This is a genomic window from Ensifer sp. M14, from assembly GCF_003355565.1.
Classification (GTDB): Bacteria; Pseudomonadota; Alphaproteobacteria; order Rhizobiales; family Rhizobiaceae; genus Ensifer.
The window spans coordinates 3,200,898-3,216,577 of sequence record NZ_QJNR01000004.1 but is presented as its reverse complement, the minus strand read 5'-3'; the positions used below and the strand labels follow the sequence as shown (position 1 = coordinate 3,216,577).

The window sequence follows — 15,680 nt, the reverse complement described above, 5'->3', positions numbered from 1 at the left end:
TCGAAAAAGGGTCTGCCGGCACAAAGCCGCAGCCGCCGCGACGAGGAAGACAGTATGGTAACGGTGTTCGATGCCGTCTCTGAACGGGCGCAACGCGTCCGCCATCCGGAAAAGGCCCACAAGCCCGATACCGAAATGCTGCGCAAGCCGGAATGGATCCGCGTCAAGGCGCCGACCTCCAAGGGCTACCAGGAAACGCGCGAACTGGTGCGCTCGCACAAGCTCGTCACTGTCTGCGAAGAGGCCGGCTGCCCGAATATCGGCGAATGCTGGGACAAGAAGCACGCCACCTTCATGATCATGGGCGAGATCTGTACCCGCGCCTGCGCCTTCTGCAATGTCTCGACCGGCAAGCCGAATGCGCTCGATATGGCGGAACCCGAGAATGTCGCCAAGGCCGTCAAGCAGATGGGCCTCTCCCACGTCGTCATCACCTCTGTCGACCGTGACGATTTGGCCGACGGTGGTGCGGAACATTTCGAGAAGGTGATCTGGGCGATCCGCGCCGCGTCGCCGCTGACCACCATTGAAATCCTCACGCCCGACTTCCTGAAGAAGCCAGGCGCGCTGGAGCGCGTCGTCGCCGCCAAGCCCGATGTCTTCAACCACAACATGGAAACGGTACCGGGCAATTACCTGACCGTCCGTCCGGGCGCTCGCTACTTCCACTCCATCCGCCTGCTGCAGCGGGTGAAGGAACTCGATCCGACGATGTTCACCAAATCCGGCATCATGGTCGGGCTCGGCGAAGAGCGTAACGAAGTCCTGCAGTTGATGGACGACCTGCGCACAGCCGACGTCGATTTCATGACCATCGGCCAGTACCTGCAGCCGACGCGCAAGCACCACAAGGTCGAGAAGTTCGTGACGCCGGAAGAATTCAAGTCCTACGAGACGGTCGCCTATACCAAGGGCTTCCTCATGGTCGCTTCAAGCCCGTTGACCCGCTCGTCGCATCACGCCGGCGACGATTTCGCCCGCCTGCGAGAAGCCCGCGAAAAGAAGCTGGCGGCTGCGGCCGGGTAAAGCCGGGGCATTTCGAGACAACAGGAACTCCGGCCCAGCGCCGGAGTTTTCGTTTGGCGATCTTTCATCTCATCTCCGGCGGTCGGCGCTACGCTGCGTCCCGCCGCGTATTCGTCTTCCGAACGATCTTGAGGTTTCGATCGCGGCTACGGTACAACCGACCGTGGGCCGGGATTGGTGAATGGAATTTGTCGATGGATCAGCCAGTGGCAACCGGAAAGGTGCTCTATGTCGACGCTGCCACCGCCGCCGACCATATCCGTAGCGCTGATCGTATTCTCGTCGTCGGGTGCTCCGGCGGCGGCAAGTCGACACTGTCGCAGAAGCTCGCCCGACATTTCGACCTCGCCTATGTCTCCATCGACCGCGATATTCTGTGGTTGCCGGGCTGGGTTCAGCGCGATCGCGCCGAACAGCGCCGGCGCATCGTCGAGCGCGTAGCGGCAGACCGCTGGATCATGGATGGGACCAGCCCTTCCACCTTCGATATCCGCGTGCCGAGAAGTGATGTCGTCATCTGGGTGCGCATGCCGCGGCTTCTCTGCGTCTGGGGTGTCCTCACCCGCTGGCTGAAACATCTCGGGCGCACCCGCCCGGAGATGGCACCGGGTTGCATCGAGAAAGTCGACTGGGAATTTCTCGAATTCATCTGGACCTTCGAGGACAGGTTCTCGCCGCGTATCGTCGCAGGTCTCGCCGAACATGGCCCTAATGTGCCGGTTCTGCAGTTGAAATCGCGACGCCAGATGCAGAGGCTCCTTGATCTTCTCGGTCTGCCCGCTTAACTCCCCTCTATGCCGCACTTTGAAACGAACCATGTCGTCAAGCACACGGCCGACCAGATGTTCGATCTCGTCGCCGATGTTGAACAGTATCCGCAGTTCCTGCCGCTGTGCGAGGCGCTGACGGTGCGCTCGCGCAAGGAGCGCGACGGTAAGGTCCTGCTGCTCGCCGACATGACCGTCGGCTACAAGGCTATCCGCGAGACCTTCACGACGCAGGTGCTGCTCAACAAGGCCGAGCGGGTGATCGAGGTGAAATACATAGATGGCCCGTTCAAGTATCTCGATAATCGCTGGCGTTTCGAGCCGGCGGGCGAGGGGCAGTCGGCCGTCCATTTCTACATCGATTACGAGTTCAAGAGCCGCATCCTCGGGGCGCTGATGGGATCGATGTTCGATCGTGCCTTCCGCATGTTTTCTGACGCGTTCGAAAAACGCGCCGACAAGATCTACACCGCCGTCTGAGCGACCTCGGTCAGCATCTCCAGCGCCGTTCGGATGGTTGCCAGCCGCACGGCGTCCCGGCCGATATCGCCGTAGCGCATCTCGCGGTGAAGCGCGGTGCCGTTGCGCCCCGTAGCCGACAGATGCACCAGGCCGACCGGCTTTTCGGTCGATCCGCCGCCAGGACCGGCAATCCCCGTTACCGCGACGGCAAAGTCGGCCTCGGAGCGCGCGACCGCGCCGTGCGCCATTTCGATGGCCGTCTGCCTTGAAACTGCGCCATGGGCTGCCAGCGTTGACGGATCGACGCCGAGCATCTGGATCTTGGCGTCGTTGGAGTAGGTGACGAAGCCGCGGTCGACGACCGCCGACGATCCGGCAATTTCCGTCAGGGCACCGGCAATCAGTCCACCGGTGCAGGATTCGGCCGTTGCCACCTTGAGCCCGCGGGCGGTGAAATCGGCGATGATCTTGCCAGCCGTGGCTTGAATGTCATTCGGCCACATCGTGTGCGTCCCCCGGCATGTAGACGACGGTTGCCGTTGCGATCGCGGCGATACCCTCGTCGCGGCCGACGAAACCGAGCCGCTCGTTCGTCGTCGCTTTGACCGAGCAGCGGTCGAGATCGATGCCGAGCATCTCGGCAAGGTTCTCGCGCATGGCCTGGCGATGTGGCCCGACCTTTGGCGCCTCGGCAATCAGCGAAATGTCGGCATTGGTGATCGTGCCGCCGCGCTGGCGCACGATGTTGGCTGCATGTTCGAGGAAGATGCGTGAGGCTGCACCCTTCCACTGCGGGTCCGAGGGCGGAAAATGGTCGCCGATATCGCCGGCACCGCAGGTGGCCAGCAGCGCATCGGTGAGCGCATGCAGCGCCACGTCGGCGTCGGAATGGCCGGAAAGCTTCTTGGTGTGCGGAATGAGGACGCCGCAAAGCGTCACGCCATCGCCTTCGACGAGTTGGTGCACGTCATAGCCATTGCCGGTGCGAACGTCTGGAATGAGATGCCGCTTGAGTTTTTCGTCGGCCATGGCGATGTCCCTTTTCAGTGTGAGCTTGACGTTGTCGACCGTGCCTTCGACGAGCGCGACGGGGATGCCCGCCCATTCGGCGATAGAGGCATCGTCGGTAAAATCCGTCCGTCCGCTTGTCGCGGCTGCCCGGTGGGCGTCGAGAATGGTTTTCAAGTCGAAGGTCTGCGGCGTCTGGGCCGCATGGAGATGATCGCGCGAAACGGTTTCGGTCACCAGGCCGGCGGCATCGGCGCGCTTCAGCGTGTCCGACACGGCAATTGCCGGCAGCACCCCGCGCGCGCCATTTGTCAGGGCATCGGCGCAGCGCGACAGCAGGGCATGATCGGCAAATGGCCGTACGGCATCGTGGATCATCACGTAACGTGAGCCGGTTGCCGCCACAGCTTCCAGGCCTGCCAGCACCGATTGCTGCCGCGTCGCGCCGCCGTGGACCACGATCAACTCGCGCGCCGGCGACCGTCTGCGTGCGGCAGCCAGCAAACCCTCGTCTTCAGGATGGATGACAACCACGATCGGGCCGGTTCCTGGCCATGTCGCGAAAGTGTCAAGCGTATGGGCGATAACCGGCTTGTCGCCGATGGTGCGGTACTGCTTCGGCCCCTCGGCCGACTGGCCCGCGCGTTCGCCGCGCCCTGCTGCAACGATCACAATGCCGCAGGAAAGCTGTTCTTCAGGCTGCATCTTCTGTATGTGGTCCCGGATTTCGCCAATCTTCGCCGTGATGTACCGCGAAGGTCCGTGCTTTGCCAGCCGAACAGGGAAATTTGCCCGACGCTTCGAAATCGCTTGGCAAGCCAGAGAACAATGTCTAAAAATAGTGCAAGAACAACATGTGCCTGAAAGATATGCATTTGCCAGCTCCGGCTTTGTCATCACCGCTTCGGATCGGGAATATCGAAATCCGCAACCGGGTGGCGCTCGCCCCGATGTCTGGCGTCACGGACCTGCCGTTCCGCACTTTGGCCTGGCGTTTTGGTGCGGGGTTTGTGGTGACGGAAATGGTCGCAAGCCGCGAACTGGTCGGCAACGCGTCCGAATCCTGGGCAAGGCTGAAGAACTCCGGTATCAAGCCGCACATCGTTCAGCTGGCGGGCCGCGAGGCGCATTGGATGGCCGAGGCGGCAAAAATCGCTGCCGCGAACGGTGCCGATATCATTGATATCAACATGGGTTGCCCGGCAAAAAAGGTGACGGGCGGCTATTCAGGATCGGCGCTGATGCGCGATCCCGATCACGCTCTGTCGCTGGTCGAGGCGACCGTGAAGGCAGTCGATGTGCCGGTCACCCTGAAGATGCGGCTTGGTTGGGATGAAAACTCGATCAACGCACCGCTGATTGCAAGGCGGGCGCAGGAGGCTGGCGTCCAGGCGATCACCGTGCATGGCCGCACCCGGATGCAGTTCTACACCGGCAAGGCCGACTGGGATGCGATCCGCGCCGTGCGCGAGGTTATCTCCGTGCCATTGGTCGCCAATGGCGACGTCGACACGGTGGCGGATGCGCAAGAGATCCTGAGGCGCTCCGGGGCAGACGCCGTCATGGCTGGGCGGTCCTCGCAGGGCCGTCCCTGGCATGTCGGCGTTCTTGCCGGTGCTGCAAGCCATCCTGACCAGGCGGAAATCGCCGACATTTTCGTGGAGCACTATGAAATGATGCTCGAATTCTACGGTGCTGATACCGGCCTGAGGCATGCACGCAAGCATGTCGGTTGGTACCTCGACCGTTTCGCACCCGGTCTTGCCGGGGCGGAGAAGGGAGCGATCCTGACGTCGACCGATCCCAAATCCGTCGCCGCGCGTGCTTCGGACGCCATTCGCAGTTCGCATGCGACCTTCTCAAGCGAAGGGATCGCGGCATGACGGACAAGCCCAACACTTCGGAAGCCGCGACTGCTGCAAACGGGCTGTCGATGTCCGTTCTGAATGCCATCCAAAACCCGGTGATCCTCGTTGATCAGAACGGTCTCGTCGCCTTTGCCAACTGGGAAGCCGAATCCTTCTTTGGCGCCAGCGCCAATCATCTCGCCCGCCACGATATCAGCGCCTTTATTCCCTTCGGCAGTCCGCTGCTGACGCTGATCGAGCAGGTGCGCGAGCGCAAGGCGCCGGTCAACGAATATCGCGTCGATCTGAGCTCGCCACGGCTTGGCGCCGACAAGCTGGTTGACCTCTACGTGGCACCGGTGATTTCGGAGCCCGGCTCCGTGGTGGTCGTGTTCCAGGAACGGTCGATGGCCGACAAGATCGATCGCCAGTTGACGCACCGCGCGGCGGCGCGCTCGGTCACCGGCCTTGCCTCGATGCTGGCACATGAGATCAAGAACCCGCTTTCCGGCATTCGGGGTGCGGCGCAATTGCTGGAGACCTCCGTCAACGACGAGGATCGAGCGCTGACGCGGCTGATCTGCGACGAGACCGACCGGATCGTTTCGCTTGTCGATCGGATGGAAGTGTTTTCCGACGAGAGGCCGGTCGATCGCGTGCCGCTCAACATTCACTCGGTGCTCGATCACGTGAAGGCGATTGCGCGGGCCGGCTTTGCGCGCCGGATCAAGGTGACGGAGAACTACGACCCGTCCCTCCCGTCCGTCTTTGCCAACCGCGACCAACTGGTGCAGGTGTTTCTCAATCTCATCAAGAATGCGGCGGAAGCGATCGGCGATCGGCCGGAAGGCGAGATCATGCTGACGACCGCCTACAGGCCCGGTATTCGCCTTTCGGTCGCCGGCACCCGCGAGAAGATCTCGCTGCCGCTGGAGTTCTGCGTGCACGACAATGGCCCGGGCGTTCCCTCCGACCTGTTGCCGCATCTGTTCGATCCGTTCATCACCACCAAGACCAACGGTTCGGGCCTTGGGCTGGCGCTGGTTGCCAAGATCATCGGCGGGCATGGCGGCATCGTCGAATGCGACAGCCAGCAGAACCGCACGACTTTCCGCGTCCTGATGCCGGCCTCAAAGGGGCAGGCGGCGGATGAAGACGACATACCTATGACAAAAGGAAACATTGCATGACGGGTGCCACGATTCTCGTCGCGGATGACGACGCAGCCATTCGCACCGTGCTCAATCAGGCGCTGAGCCGCGCCGGTTACGACGTTCGCATCACGTCGAACGCGGCGACGCTGTGGCGCTGGATCTCCGCCGGCGACGGCGACCTTGTTGTCACCGACGTGGTCATGCCCGACGAGAATGCCTTCGATCTTCTTCCGCGCATCAAGAAGGCGCGCCCGGATCTGCCGGTTCTTGTCATGAGTGCGCAGAACACCTTCATGACGGCGATCAAGGCCTCCGAGAAAGGCGCTTACGACTACCTGCCGAAACCTTTCGATCTCACCGAACTGATCGGCATTATCGGCCGGGCGCTGGCCGAACCGAAGCGCCGCCCGGCCAAGATCGACGACGATTCGCAGGACGGCATGCCGCTCGTCGGCCGCTCGGCGGCGATGCAGGAAATCTACCGGGTGCTCGCGCGCCTGATGCAGACCGATCTCACGCTGATGATCACCGGTGAATCCGGCACCGGCAAGGAGCTGGTGGCGCGGGCGCTGCATGACTACGGCAAGCGCCGCAACGGCCCCTTCGTCGCCATCAACATGGCGGCGATCCCGCGCGACCTGATCGAATCAGAACTGTTCGGTCACGAGAAGGGCGCTTTTACCGGTGCGCAGACCCGTTCGACCGGTCGTTTTGAGCAGGCAGAAGGTGGCACGCTCTTCCTCGACGAGATCGGTGACATGCCGATGGACGCTCAGACGCGTTTGCTGCGCGTGCTGCAGCAGGGCGAGTATACGACGGTGGGCGGACGCACGCCGATCCGCTCCGATGTGCGCATCGTCGCTGCAACCAACAAGGACCTGAAACAGTCGATCAACCAGGGTCTCTTCCGCGAGGACCTGTATTACCGGTTGAATGTGGTGCCGCTGCGCCTGCCGCCGCTGCGCGACCGTGCGGAAGACATTCCCGATCTCGTCCGCCATTTCGTCCAGCAGGCCGAAAAAGAGGGCCTGGATGTCAAGCGTTTCGATCAGGAGGCGCTGGAACTGATGAAGGCGCACCCGTGGCCGGGCAACGTGCGCGAGCTGGAAAATCTCGTGCGCCGGCTGACAGCCCTTTACCCGCAGGATGTCATCACCCGAGAAATCATCGAAAACGAGCTGCGCTCGGAGATCCCCGACAGCCCCATCGAAAAGACGCAAGCGCGAAACGGTTCTCTTTCGATCTCACAGGCGGTTGAGGAGAACATGCGGCAATATTTTGCCAGTTTCGGGGACGCGCTTCCCCCAAGCGGTCTTTACGAGCGGGTGCTCGCCGAGATGGAGTATCCACTCATCCTTGCCGCTTTGACGGCGACGCGGGGAAATCAGATCAAGGCTGCCGATTTGCTCGGTCTCAACCGCAACACGCTGCGCAAGAAGATCCGAGAACTCGGCGTCTCTGTGTATCGCAGCTCACGTACGGCTTGACTTGGCCACAACCACCGTTGCATTTTCGCCACAATACGTTGCTTGAACGTGTTATGACCGCCGAATCGAGCGGTGTTGCGCTGCTTTGCCTGGCCTTGGGGCTGTGGCTGATGCGCAACAGCTCCGGTTGACGGTCCGGTCAATACCTTGACCCGGGATGTGCGTGAGAATTGCTGGTGTCGATAGGCGCCGGTCGGGGGAACGTTTTTTACATGGTGGATGCAATGGCCTTGCCGCTGGGCACAGATGACGGATTGGCGGCGCACGACCGTCGCGCGTCCTTTGCCTTACCGGGCCTCATGCTGGCGATCGGCGCACTCGTCTGCGCTACTCTGTCTCTGCTCGTCTTGCTTGGGCTGACGCCGATTCGTCTGGAACGCAACGTTTTCATCGCCTGTGCCGCGATCAATGGCCTGTTCGTCGTCGGCCTGATCTATCTCATCGTTCGCGAAATTCTCAGGCTGCTGCGGGCGCGTCGCAAGGGGCGTGCTGCCGCGCGGCTTCATGTCCGCATCGTCGCGCTGTTTTCGATCGTCGCCATCACGCCCGCCATTCTGGTCGCGATCTTCGCCAGCATAACGCTCGATGTCGGACTTGACCGCTGGTTCTCGCTGCGCACGCAGGCGATCGTCCGGTCGTCGATCAGCGTCGCCCAGGCCTATGTTCTGGAGAATGCCAGCTATCTCCAAGGTCAGACGGTTTCGATGGCCAACGACCTTGAACGCAACCGGCAACTCTACAGCCTCGACCGCACCGGCTTTACCGAACTGGTGACGCGCCAGGCCAGAGGCCGGGGCATGCTCGGCGCCTTCCTCGTTCGGGCAGACGGCAGTGCCATTCTGCAGGCCAACATCTCGACGGAAAAGCCCCTGCCGGCCATTCCGCCGGATGCGCTCAAAAGCTCGGTTTCCGGACAGCCGACATTGATACCGCCCGGGATTACCAATCTGGTGGGTGCCGTGATCCCGCTTGACGACATTCCCGGCACCTATCTCTACACAGTCCGCAACGTCGATCCGGAAGTGATGCGTTCGCTGCGGCTGATGGAAGAAAACACTGCGGAATATAAGACACTTGAAGCCGGGCGGGCCTTTACGCAGATTGCCTTCGGCGTGCTCTATATCGGCTTTGCGTTGATCGTGCTGCTGGCGGCAATCTGGACGGCAATCGCGGTCGCCGACCGCATCGTTCGACCGATCCGCCAGCTGATCGGTGCCGCCGACAGCGTTGCTGCGGGCAACCTCGATGTCGTCGTGCCGGTGCGTGCCGTCGATGGCGACGTCGGCAATCTTTCGCGTACGTTCAACAAGATGGTTTCGGAGATCCGCACCCAACAGGAGCAGATCCTCGAGGCCAAGGATGAGGTCGATCATCGGCGGCGTTTCATCGAGGCAGTTCTTTCGGGCGTCACGGCAGCGGTCATCGGCGTCGGCCGCGACCGGCAGATCACCATTGCCAATTCCTCTTCGGAGGAGTTTCTGAAGAAGGCCGCGCCCGAACTGCTCGGTGCGGATCTGCGCGTGGTTGCGCCTGAGATCGAGGAAGTTTTGGTCGAGGCGGAAAGCCGCTACCGCAACAACTTCCGCAAGCAGATCAATATCATGCGCGGCGGAACCGAGCGTACACTCAACATCCAGGTGACGCGCGAAGAAGGCGGCGAGGCAAACGAATCCTACGTCATCACCATCGACGACATCACCGACCTCGTGATTGCACAGCGCTCGACCGCCTGGGCCGATGTGGCGCGGCGTATCGCGCATGAAATCAAGAACCCGCTGACGCCTATCCAGCTCTCGGCTGAGCGCCTGAAACGTCGCTACGGCAAGCAGATTGATCAGGAAGACAGGACCGTCTTCGATCAATGCACCGACACGATCGTAAGGCAGGTCGAGGATATCGGTCGCATGGTCGACGAGTTCTCCGCGTTTGCCCGCATGCCGAAGCCGACGAAGGAGAAGGCGGATCTGCGGGCAATTTTGAAGGACGCCGTGTTTCTGCGCGAAATGGGCAACAACCATATCAGCTTCATGCGCGATTTCGGCGACGAGCCGCTCGAGGGCATGTTCGATGGCCGCATGCTCGGCCAGGCATTCGGCAATATCGTCAAGAATGCAGTGGAAGCGATTGAGGCGGTGCCGACGGGCGCTGTCCGTGGCGAGCCTAAAGTACTCGTGCGCGCGCAGCAGGATGGAGCCGCCGGCCGGTTTGTCGTCGATGTCATCGACAATGGCAAAGGCCTGCCGACCGAGAACCGGCATAGAATATTGGAACCGTATATGACGATGCGCGAGAAGGGCACGGGCCTCGGGCTCGCGATCGTCAAGAAGATCATTGAGGACCATGGCGGACAATTGGAATTGCACGACGCACCGGCCGATTTCGATGGCGGCGTTGGAGCAATGATCCGCGTGATCCTGCCGCCTGCCGGAGAAGCCGGGGGCGAAGACACTTTGAAGGGTAAGGATACGAGCGATGGCCGCTGACATTCTGGTTGTAGACGATGAGGAAGACATCCGCGAGATCGTCTCCGGCATCCTGTCCGACGAGGGGCACGAGACCCGAACGGCTTTTGACAGCGACAGCGCGCTGGCGGCGATCAGCGACCGCGTGCCGCGGCTCGTCTTTCTCGACATCTGGATGCAGGGCAGCCGCCTCGACGGTCTCGCCCTGCTCGACGAGATCAAGGCGCGCCATCCCGATCTGCCGGTGGTGATGATTTCAGGTCACGGCAACATCGAGACGGCCGTCAACGCCATCAAGCGTGGCGCCTATGATTTCATCGAGAAGCCGTTCAAGGCCGACCGCCTGATCTTGATCGCCGAGCGTGCGCTCGAGAACTCCAAGCTGAAGCGCGAAGTCTCGGAGCTGAAGAAGAAGTCGGGCGATCCGGTCGAACTGATCGGAACCTCCGTTGCCGTTTCGCAGCTCCGCCAGACCGTCGAAAAGGTCGCGCCGACCAACAGCCGCATCATGATCCAGGGGCCGTCCGGCTCCGGCAAGGAGTTGGTGGCGCGCATGATCCACCGCAAGTCGACCCGGTCGACTGGTCCGTTCGTGGCGTTGAACGCCGCAGCGATCACACCCGACCGCATGGAGATCGCGCTCTTCGGAACCGAGGGAACGCCGGGGCAACCGCGCCGCACCGGTGCGCTCGAAGAGGCGCATAGCGGCATCCTCTATCTCGACGAAGTCGGCGAAATGCCGCGCGAAACGCAGAACAAGATCCTGCGGGTTCTCGTCGATCAGCAGTTCGAGCGGGTCGGCGGGACGAAGCGCGTCAAGGTCGACGTCCGCATCATCTCCTCGACGGCCTACAACCTCGAAAACATGATCTCCGAGGGCCTGTTCCGCGAGGATCTCTTCCACCGGCTCGCGGTCATCCCGGTGCGGGTGCCGGCACTGGCCGAACGCCGAGAGGATATTCCGTTTCTCGTCGACATGTTCATGCGCCAGGTCAGCGAGCAGGCTGGTATCCGTCCGCGCAAGATCGGCGACGATGCGCTTGCCGTGCTGCAGGCCCACGACTGGCCGGGCAACATTCGCCAGCTCCGCAACAACATCGAGCGGCTGATGATCCTGGCGCGCAGCGACGGCCCTGACACGCCGATCTCGGCCGACATGCTGCCGACCGAAGTTGGCGATACCTTGCCGAAGATCTCCGCGCAGGGCGACCAGCACATCATGACGCTGCCGCTGCGCGAGGCTCGCGAAATGTTCGAGCGGGATTATCTGATCGCTCAGATCAACCGATTCGGCGGCAACATTTCCCGCACGGCCGAATTCGTTGGCATGGAGCGGTCGGCGCTTCACCGCAAGCTGAAGTCGCTGGGCGTTTGAGCAACAGATTTCTTCCGGCTAGCGGCCGCCTGTACCTTGGTGAAAGAACGACATGAAGGTGATCATTTGTGGTGCGGGGCAGGTCGGCTACGGCATCGCCGAACGGCTGGCCCAGGAAGACAATGACGTCTCGGTGATCGACACATCGGCGGCGCTCATTGCCAACATTACCGAAAGCCTCGATGTTCGCGGCTATGTCGGCCACGGCGCCCATCCGGACGTGCTGGCGAAAGCCGGTGCCGATCAGGCCGACATGCTGATCGCGGTGACACTGTTCGACGAAGTCAACATCGTCGCCTGCGAGGTGGCGCATGCGATCTTCAATGTGCCGACCAAGGTCGCCCGTATCCGCGCGCAGAACTATCTGGCGCCGGAATACGCCAACCTGTTCTCCCGCGAGAACGTGCCGATCGACGTGACCATTTCGCCCGAGGTCGAAGTCGGGCGAATGGTGCTGCGGCGCATCTCTTTCCCGGGCGCGACGGACGTCGTGCGCTTTGCCGACGACCGGATCGCCATGGTCGCGATCGAGTGCATGGAAGACTGCCCGGTGGTCGACACGCCGCTGCAACAGCTGAGCGAACTGTTCCCCGATCTGCAGGCGACCGTCACCGGCATCTTCCGAAACGGCAAGCTGATCGTGCCGCACTCGACGGACCAGTTGCAGACCGGCGATCTCGCCTATGTCGTCTGCGACCGGGATCATGCGCGCCGCACGCTCGCTCTGTTCGGCCACGAGGAACAGGAAGCGCGTCGTATCGTCATTCTCGGTGGCGGCAATATCGGTTATTTCGTCGCCAAGGCGATCGAGGAAAATCAGCCGAGGACCCGCGTCAAGCTGATCGAGAACGATCGCGACCGTGCTGTGATGATGGCCGACAAGCTCAGCAACACCGTCGTTCTCAACGGCTCAGCGATGGATCAGCGCATCCTGATGCAAGCCGACGTGCAGGATGCAGACCTGGTGGTGGCGCTGACCAATAACGACCAGATCAATATCCTCGGCAGCATGATGGCAAAGCGCCTTGGCGCCAAGTCGACGCTCGTTTTGATCAACGAACCGTCCTACCAGGATTTCGCGGGAACGGCCGGTGTCGACGCCTATATCAACCCGCGTGCGGTGACGATCTCGCGTGTGCTTCAGCACGTGCGCAAGGGGCGTATCCGCTCGGTCTATGCCGTCCAGAAGGGGACGGCTGAAGTGATCGAAGCCGAAGCGCTGGAGACCTCGCCGCTGGTCGGCAAGGCACTACGCGAGCTGGATCTGCCCGACGGCATTCGCATAGGCGCGCTTTATCGGGACAAGACATTCATCCGCCCGCACGGCGACACCAAGATCAAGGCCAAGGATCGCGTCGTGCTCTTTGCCGCCGCCGAGGCTGTGCGCCATGTCGAGCAACTTTTCCGCGTCAGCATCCAGTTCTTCTGAGGTCAAACAAACGCCATGCCGAGAATTGCCTATGTCAACGGCGCCTATGTGCCGCACGCCGACGCTGCCATCCATATCGAAGATCGCGGCTACCAGTTCGCCGATGGGGTCTACGAGGTCTGCGAGATCCGGCATGGCTACATCGTCGATCTGACCCGCCATCTTGACCGCCTTGGCCGATCGCTGAGTGAACTTCGCATCGATTGGCCGATGAGCCGTGCGGCGCTGATCCACGTCATTCGCGAAGTCGTGCGCCGCAATCGCGTTCGAAACGGCCTGTTCTACTTGCAGGTCACGCGCGGTGCCGCTCGCCGCGATCACGTGTTCCCGGCAAAGGGCACCGCTCCGACAATCGTGGTGACGGCGAAGCGCACTGATACCGCGGCAATCGCCCGGAAGGGTACCGAAGGCATCGCGGCGATCACCGTTCCGGAGAACCGCTGGGATCGGGTCGACATCAAGTCCGTCGGTCTCCTGCCGAACGTGCTCGCCCGTCAGAAGGCCAAGGAGGAGGGCGCCCATGAGGCAATCTTCGTCGACCCAGATGGAACGGTTAAGGAGGGCGCGGCGACCAATGTCTGGATCGTCGATCGCGATGGCGTACTGCGCACGCGTCCGGCCGATCACGGCATTCTCAAGGGCATTACCCGCACGACCCTTATGGATGTTGCTGGGCCCCTTGGCATCAGGATAGAGGAGCGGGCCTTCTCCGTCGACGACATGCTCGCAGCACGCGAGGTCTTCATCACCGCGGCTACGAGCATCTGTTTCCCGGTCGTTTCCGTCGACGGTAAACCGATCGGCAACGGTCATCCAGGAAGCATAGCACAGAATATTCGTGAAGCCTTTTTCGACGTTGCGGAAAAGACATTGATTTGATACCAAACTGACAGAGGCGTCGGGGGAAGGGTACTTGTGACGCCTCTGATTGAAAAAATAGACAAAATGCACCGGCGCGCGACGCCGGCAAATAAGAAAGAATCGGCGCGATGGCGGAACGTTCTCAGAACTTGCAGGATCTTTTTCTCAATACGGTCCGCAAACAGAAGATTTCTCTGACAATTTTTCTTATCAACGGCGTCAAATTGACGGGCGTCGTCACGTCTTTTGACAATTTCTGTGTCTTGTTGCGCCGCGATGGTCATTCGCAGCTCGTCTACAAGCACGCGATCTCGACCATCATGCCGGGCCAGCCGCTGCAGATGTTCGAGAACGAAGAAGCCGCATCCTGACGGGACGTTAGGCACATTACCAAACGGGATTCAAAGTCGTCGTCGATCATTCCGGAGCTTGAAACGCTCCGCGACGACATGCGCGCAGTCGTCATCGTGCCGGTTCTGAAAAAGACCGGCCGGCAGGCGGCTGATACTCTTTCTGCGACCAGCACCCGCACCGACGAAAGTCGGCTCGAGGAAGCAGCGGGCCTGGCACGGGCGATCGACCTCAACGTCGTTCATGGCGCCATCGTTTCGGTGGCGCAGCCAAAGCCAGGGACGCTTCTCGGCACCGGTAAGATTGAGGAGATCGGTCACATCCTGGTCGAACAGGATGCTGGTCTGGTCATCGTCGATCACCCGTTGACACCGGTGCAACAGCGAAATCTGGAAAAGGAATGGAACGCCAAGGTCATCGACCGGACGGGCCTGATCCTTGAGATCTTCGGGCGGCGCGCTTCCACCAAGGAAGGCACGCTGCAGGTCGATCTCGCACATCTCAACTATCAGAAGGGCCGGCTCGTGCGTAGCTGGACCCACCTCGAGCGTCAGCGCGGCGGTGGCGGCTTCATGGGCGGCCCGGGTGAAACCCAGATCGAAGCGGACCGGCGCTTGCTGCAGGACCGGATCGTCAAGCTCGAGCGCGAGCTCGAACAGGTTCGCCGTACGCGGCAATTGCATCGCTCCAAGCGCAAGAAGGTGCCGCACCCGATCGTGGCGCTCGTCGGTTACACCAACGCCGGCAAATCGACGCTTTTCAACAGAATGACCGGAGCCGGCGTGCTGGCCGAGGACATGCTGTTTGCAACGCTCGATCCGACGTTGCGGCGGCTGAAACTACCGCACGGCCGCATGGTGATCCTGTCCGACACGGTCGGGTTCATCTCTGACCTGCCGACGCATCTTGTCGCTGCCTTCCGTGCGACGCTTGAAGAGGTGCTTGAAGCCGACCTGATCCTGCATGTGCGCGATCTCTCCGATCCGGACAACCAGGCGCAGGCAAGCGACGTTCTGCGGATCCTCGCCGATCTCGGTATCGACGAGAAGGAAGCCGCGGCCCGGCTTGTCGAGGTCTGGAACAAGATCGATCGGCTTGAGCCTGAAGCGCGCGAAGCCCTGACGAACAAGGCTGCAAACACCGATAACACCGTGGCAGTTTCGGCGATTACGGGCGAGGGCGTCGACGTGTTGCTCGCCGAGATCGGTCGTCGCCTCTCCGGCGTGTTGACCGAATGCACCGTCGTTCTCGGCGTCGACCAGCTGCAGCTTCTGCCCTGGGTCTACGAACACGCCATCGTCGATGGTCGCGAGGATCTCGAGGACGGTACGGTCAGTCTCGATCTTCGTCTGACTGAAAACGAAGCCGTGGAACTGGATCGGCGTCTCGGCAACGGGCCGAAGCCCGCCGCTGAAGACTGGTAAACGTATTTACCTGAGGCGCGGATGGCG

General features: G+C 61.6%; 14 protein-coding genes. 12 read left to right on the top strand and 2 right to left on the bottom strand.

The window, feature by feature from the left end; translation table 11 throughout:
• The first annotated feature begins 54 nt into the window (after positions 1 to 54).
• The 3 genes from lipA (at position 55) to BLJAPNOD_RS15525 (ending at position 2,273) form a co-directional block, all read left to right on the top strand.
• A complete protein-coding gene (gene lipA, locus BLJAPNOD_RS15535; RefSeq protein ID WP_077498336.1) occupies positions 55 to 1,026 on the top strand; it encodes a lipoyl synthase in 972 nt (323 codons plus the stop codon).
• 194 nt (positions 1,027 to 1,220) lie between these two features.
• On the top strand, positions 1,221 to 1,811 hold the full coding sequence (locus BLJAPNOD_RS15530; protein WP_077498335.1) for an AAA family ATPase: 591 nt from the start codon (positions 1,221 to 1,223) through the stop codon (positions 1,809 to 1,811).
• Positions 1,812 to 1,820: 9 nt separating this feature from the next.
• Positions 1,821 to 2,273, top strand: a complete 453-nt coding sequence (locus BLJAPNOD_RS15525; RefSeq protein ID WP_115420429.1) for a type II toxin-antitoxin system RatA family toxin — start codon at positions 1,821 to 1,823, stop codon at positions 2,271 to 2,273.
• Here the strand turns inward: BLJAPNOD_RS15525 and BLJAPNOD_RS15520 are convergent.
• Positions 2,258 to 2,758 (bottom strand): CinA family protein, encoded by a 501-nt coding sequence (locus BLJAPNOD_RS15520; RefSeq protein WP_115420428.1) that lies wholly within the window; start codon positions 2,756 to 2,758, stop codon positions 2,258 to 2,260. The two genes, BLJAPNOD_RS15525 and BLJAPNOD_RS15520, sit on opposite strands and share 16 nt — an antisense overlap.
• Positions 2,745 to 3,968 carry a bifunctional 2-C-methyl-D-erythritol 4-phosphate cytidylyltransferase/2-C-methyl-D-erythritol 2,4-cyclodiphosphate synthase gene (locus BLJAPNOD_RS15515; protein WP_199565945.1) on the bottom strand — a complete coding sequence of 408 codons (1,224 nt, stop codon included), beginning with the start codon at positions 3,966 to 3,968 and terminating at the stop codon, positions 2,745 to 2,747. The genes BLJAPNOD_RS15520 and BLJAPNOD_RS15515 overlap by 14 nt, the downstream gene beginning before the upstream one ends.
• 149 nt (positions 3,969 to 4,117) lie before the next feature.
• On the opposite strand from BLJAPNOD_RS15515, the gene dusB reads away from it, so the two are divergent.
• From dusB to hflX, 9 genes are all read left to right on the top strand, one after another.
• Positions 4,118 to 5,146: a tRNA dihydrouridine synthase DusB gene (gene dusB / locus BLJAPNOD_RS15510; RefSeq protein WP_115420427.1), complete on the top strand. Its 1,029-nt coding sequence runs from the start codon at positions 4,118 to 4,120 to the stop codon at positions 5,144 to 5,146.
• Positions 5,143 to 6,300: a nitrogen regulation protein NR(II) gene (locus BLJAPNOD_RS15505; RefSeq protein ID WP_115420426.1), complete on the top strand. Its 1,158-nt coding sequence runs from the start codon at positions 5,143 to 5,145 to the stop codon at positions 6,298 to 6,300. The genes dusB and BLJAPNOD_RS15505 overlap by 4 nt, the downstream gene beginning before the upstream one ends.
• Complete coding sequence (ntrC, locus tag BLJAPNOD_RS15500) at positions 6,297 to 7,751, top strand: nitrogen regulation protein NR(I) (RefSeq protein WP_077498331.1); 1,455 nt, start codon at positions 6,297 to 6,299, stop codon at positions 7,749 to 7,751. Before BLJAPNOD_RS15505 ends, ntrC begins: the two co-directional genes overlap by 4 nt.
• Positions 7,752 to 7,963: 212 nt before the next feature.
• On the top strand, positions 7,964 to 10,234 hold the full coding sequence (locus BLJAPNOD_RS15495) for a PAS domain-containing sensor histidine kinase (protein ID WP_115420425.1): 2,271 nt from the start codon (positions 7,964 to 7,966) through the stop codon (positions 10,232 to 10,234).
• Positions 10,224 to 11,588, top strand: coding sequence for a two-component system response regulator NtrX (gene ntrX, locus BLJAPNOD_RS15490; protein WP_077498329.1), 1,365 nt, complete (start codon positions 10,224 to 10,226; stop codon positions 11,586 to 11,588). Before BLJAPNOD_RS15495 ends, ntrX begins: the two co-directional genes overlap by 11 nt.
• 52 nt (positions 11,589 to 11,640) lie before the next feature.
• The gene (gene trkA / locus BLJAPNOD_RS15485; protein WP_077498328.1) at positions 11,641 to 13,017 is read left to right on the top strand and encodes a Trk system potassium transporter TrkA; all 1,377 of its coding nucleotides are present in this window, start codon (positions 11,641 to 11,643) and stop codon (positions 13,015 to 13,017) included.
• Positions 13,018 to 13,032: 15 nt separating this feature from the next.
• Positions 13,033 to 13,896, top strand: coding sequence for a D-amino-acid transaminase (locus BLJAPNOD_RS15480; RefSeq protein WP_077498327.1), 864 nt, complete (start codon positions 13,033 to 13,035; stop codon positions 13,894 to 13,896).
• Positions 13,897 to 14,006: 110 nt separating this feature from the next.
• Complete coding sequence (gene hfq / locus BLJAPNOD_RS15475) at positions 14,007 to 14,249, top strand: RNA chaperone Hfq (protein WP_003535434.1); 243 nt, start codon at positions 14,007 to 14,009, stop codon at positions 14,247 to 14,249.
• A gap of 78 nt (positions 14,250 to 14,327) precedes the next feature.
• Positions 14,328 to 15,653, top strand: a complete 1,326-nt coding sequence (gene hflX, locus BLJAPNOD_RS15470) for a GTPase HflX (protein ID WP_077498326.1) — start codon at positions 14,328 to 14,330, stop codon at positions 15,651 to 15,653.
• Positions 15,654 to 15,680 lie beyond the last annotated feature (27 nt).

What these genes read in the sequence shown, in the direction of transcription:
- BLJAPNOD_RS15520 (WP_115420428.1), bottom strand. Translation starts at nt 2,758, where the DNA reads ATGTGGCCGAATGACATTCAAGCCACGGCTGGCAAGATCATCGCCGAT.
- lipA (WP_077498336.1), top strand. Translation starts at nt 55, where the DNA reads ATGGTAACGGTGTTCGATGCCGTCTCTGAACGGGCGCAACGCGTCCGC.
- ntrX (WP_077498329.1), top strand. Translation starts at nt 10,224, where the DNA reads ATGGCCGCTGACATTCTGGTTGTAGACGATGAGGAAGACATCCGCGAG.
- hfq (WP_003535434.1), top strand. Translation starts at nt 14,007, where the DNA reads ATGGCGGAACGTTCTCAGAACTTGCAGGATCTTTTTCTCAATACGGTC.
- trkA (WP_077498328.1), top strand. Translation starts at nt 11,641, where the DNA reads ATGAAGGTGATCATTTGTGGTGCGGGGCAGGTCGGCTACGGCATCGCC.
- BLJAPNOD_RS15480 (WP_077498327.1), top strand. Translation starts at nt 13,033, where the DNA reads ATGCCGAGAATTGCCTATGTCAACGGCGCCTATGTGCCGCACGCCGAC.
- BLJAPNOD_RS15515 (WP_199565945.1), bottom strand. Translation starts at nt 3,968, where the DNA reads ATGCAGCCTGAAGAACAGCTTTCCTGCGGCATTGTGATCGTTGCAGCA.
- BLJAPNOD_RS15530 (WP_077498335.1), top strand. Translation starts at nt 1,221, where the DNA reads ATGGATCAGCCAGTGGCAACCGGAAAGGTGCTCTATGTCGACGCTGCC.
- BLJAPNOD_RS15525 (WP_115420429.1), top strand. Translation starts at nt 1,821, where the DNA reads ATGCCGCACTTTGAAACGAACCATGTCGTCAAGCACACGGCCGACCAG.
- dusB (WP_115420427.1), top strand. Translation starts at nt 4,118, where the DNA reads ATGTGCCTGAAAGATATGCATTTGCCAGCTCCGGCTTTGTCATCACCG.
- BLJAPNOD_RS15505 (WP_115420426.1), top strand. Translation starts at nt 5,143, where the DNA reads ATGACGGACAAGCCCAACACTTCGGAAGCCGCGACTGCTGCAAACGGG.
- BLJAPNOD_RS15495 (WP_115420425.1), top strand. Translation starts at nt 7,964, where the DNA reads ATGGTGGATGCAATGGCCTTGCCGCTGGGCACAGATGACGGATTGGCG.
- ntrC (WP_077498331.1), top strand. Translation starts at nt 6,297, where the DNA reads ATGACGGGTGCCACGATTCTCGTCGCGGATGACGACGCAGCCATTCGC.
- hflX (WP_077498326.1), top strand. Translation starts at nt 14,328, where the DNA reads ATGCGCGCAGTCGTCATCGTGCCGGTTCTGAAAAAGACCGGCCGGCAG.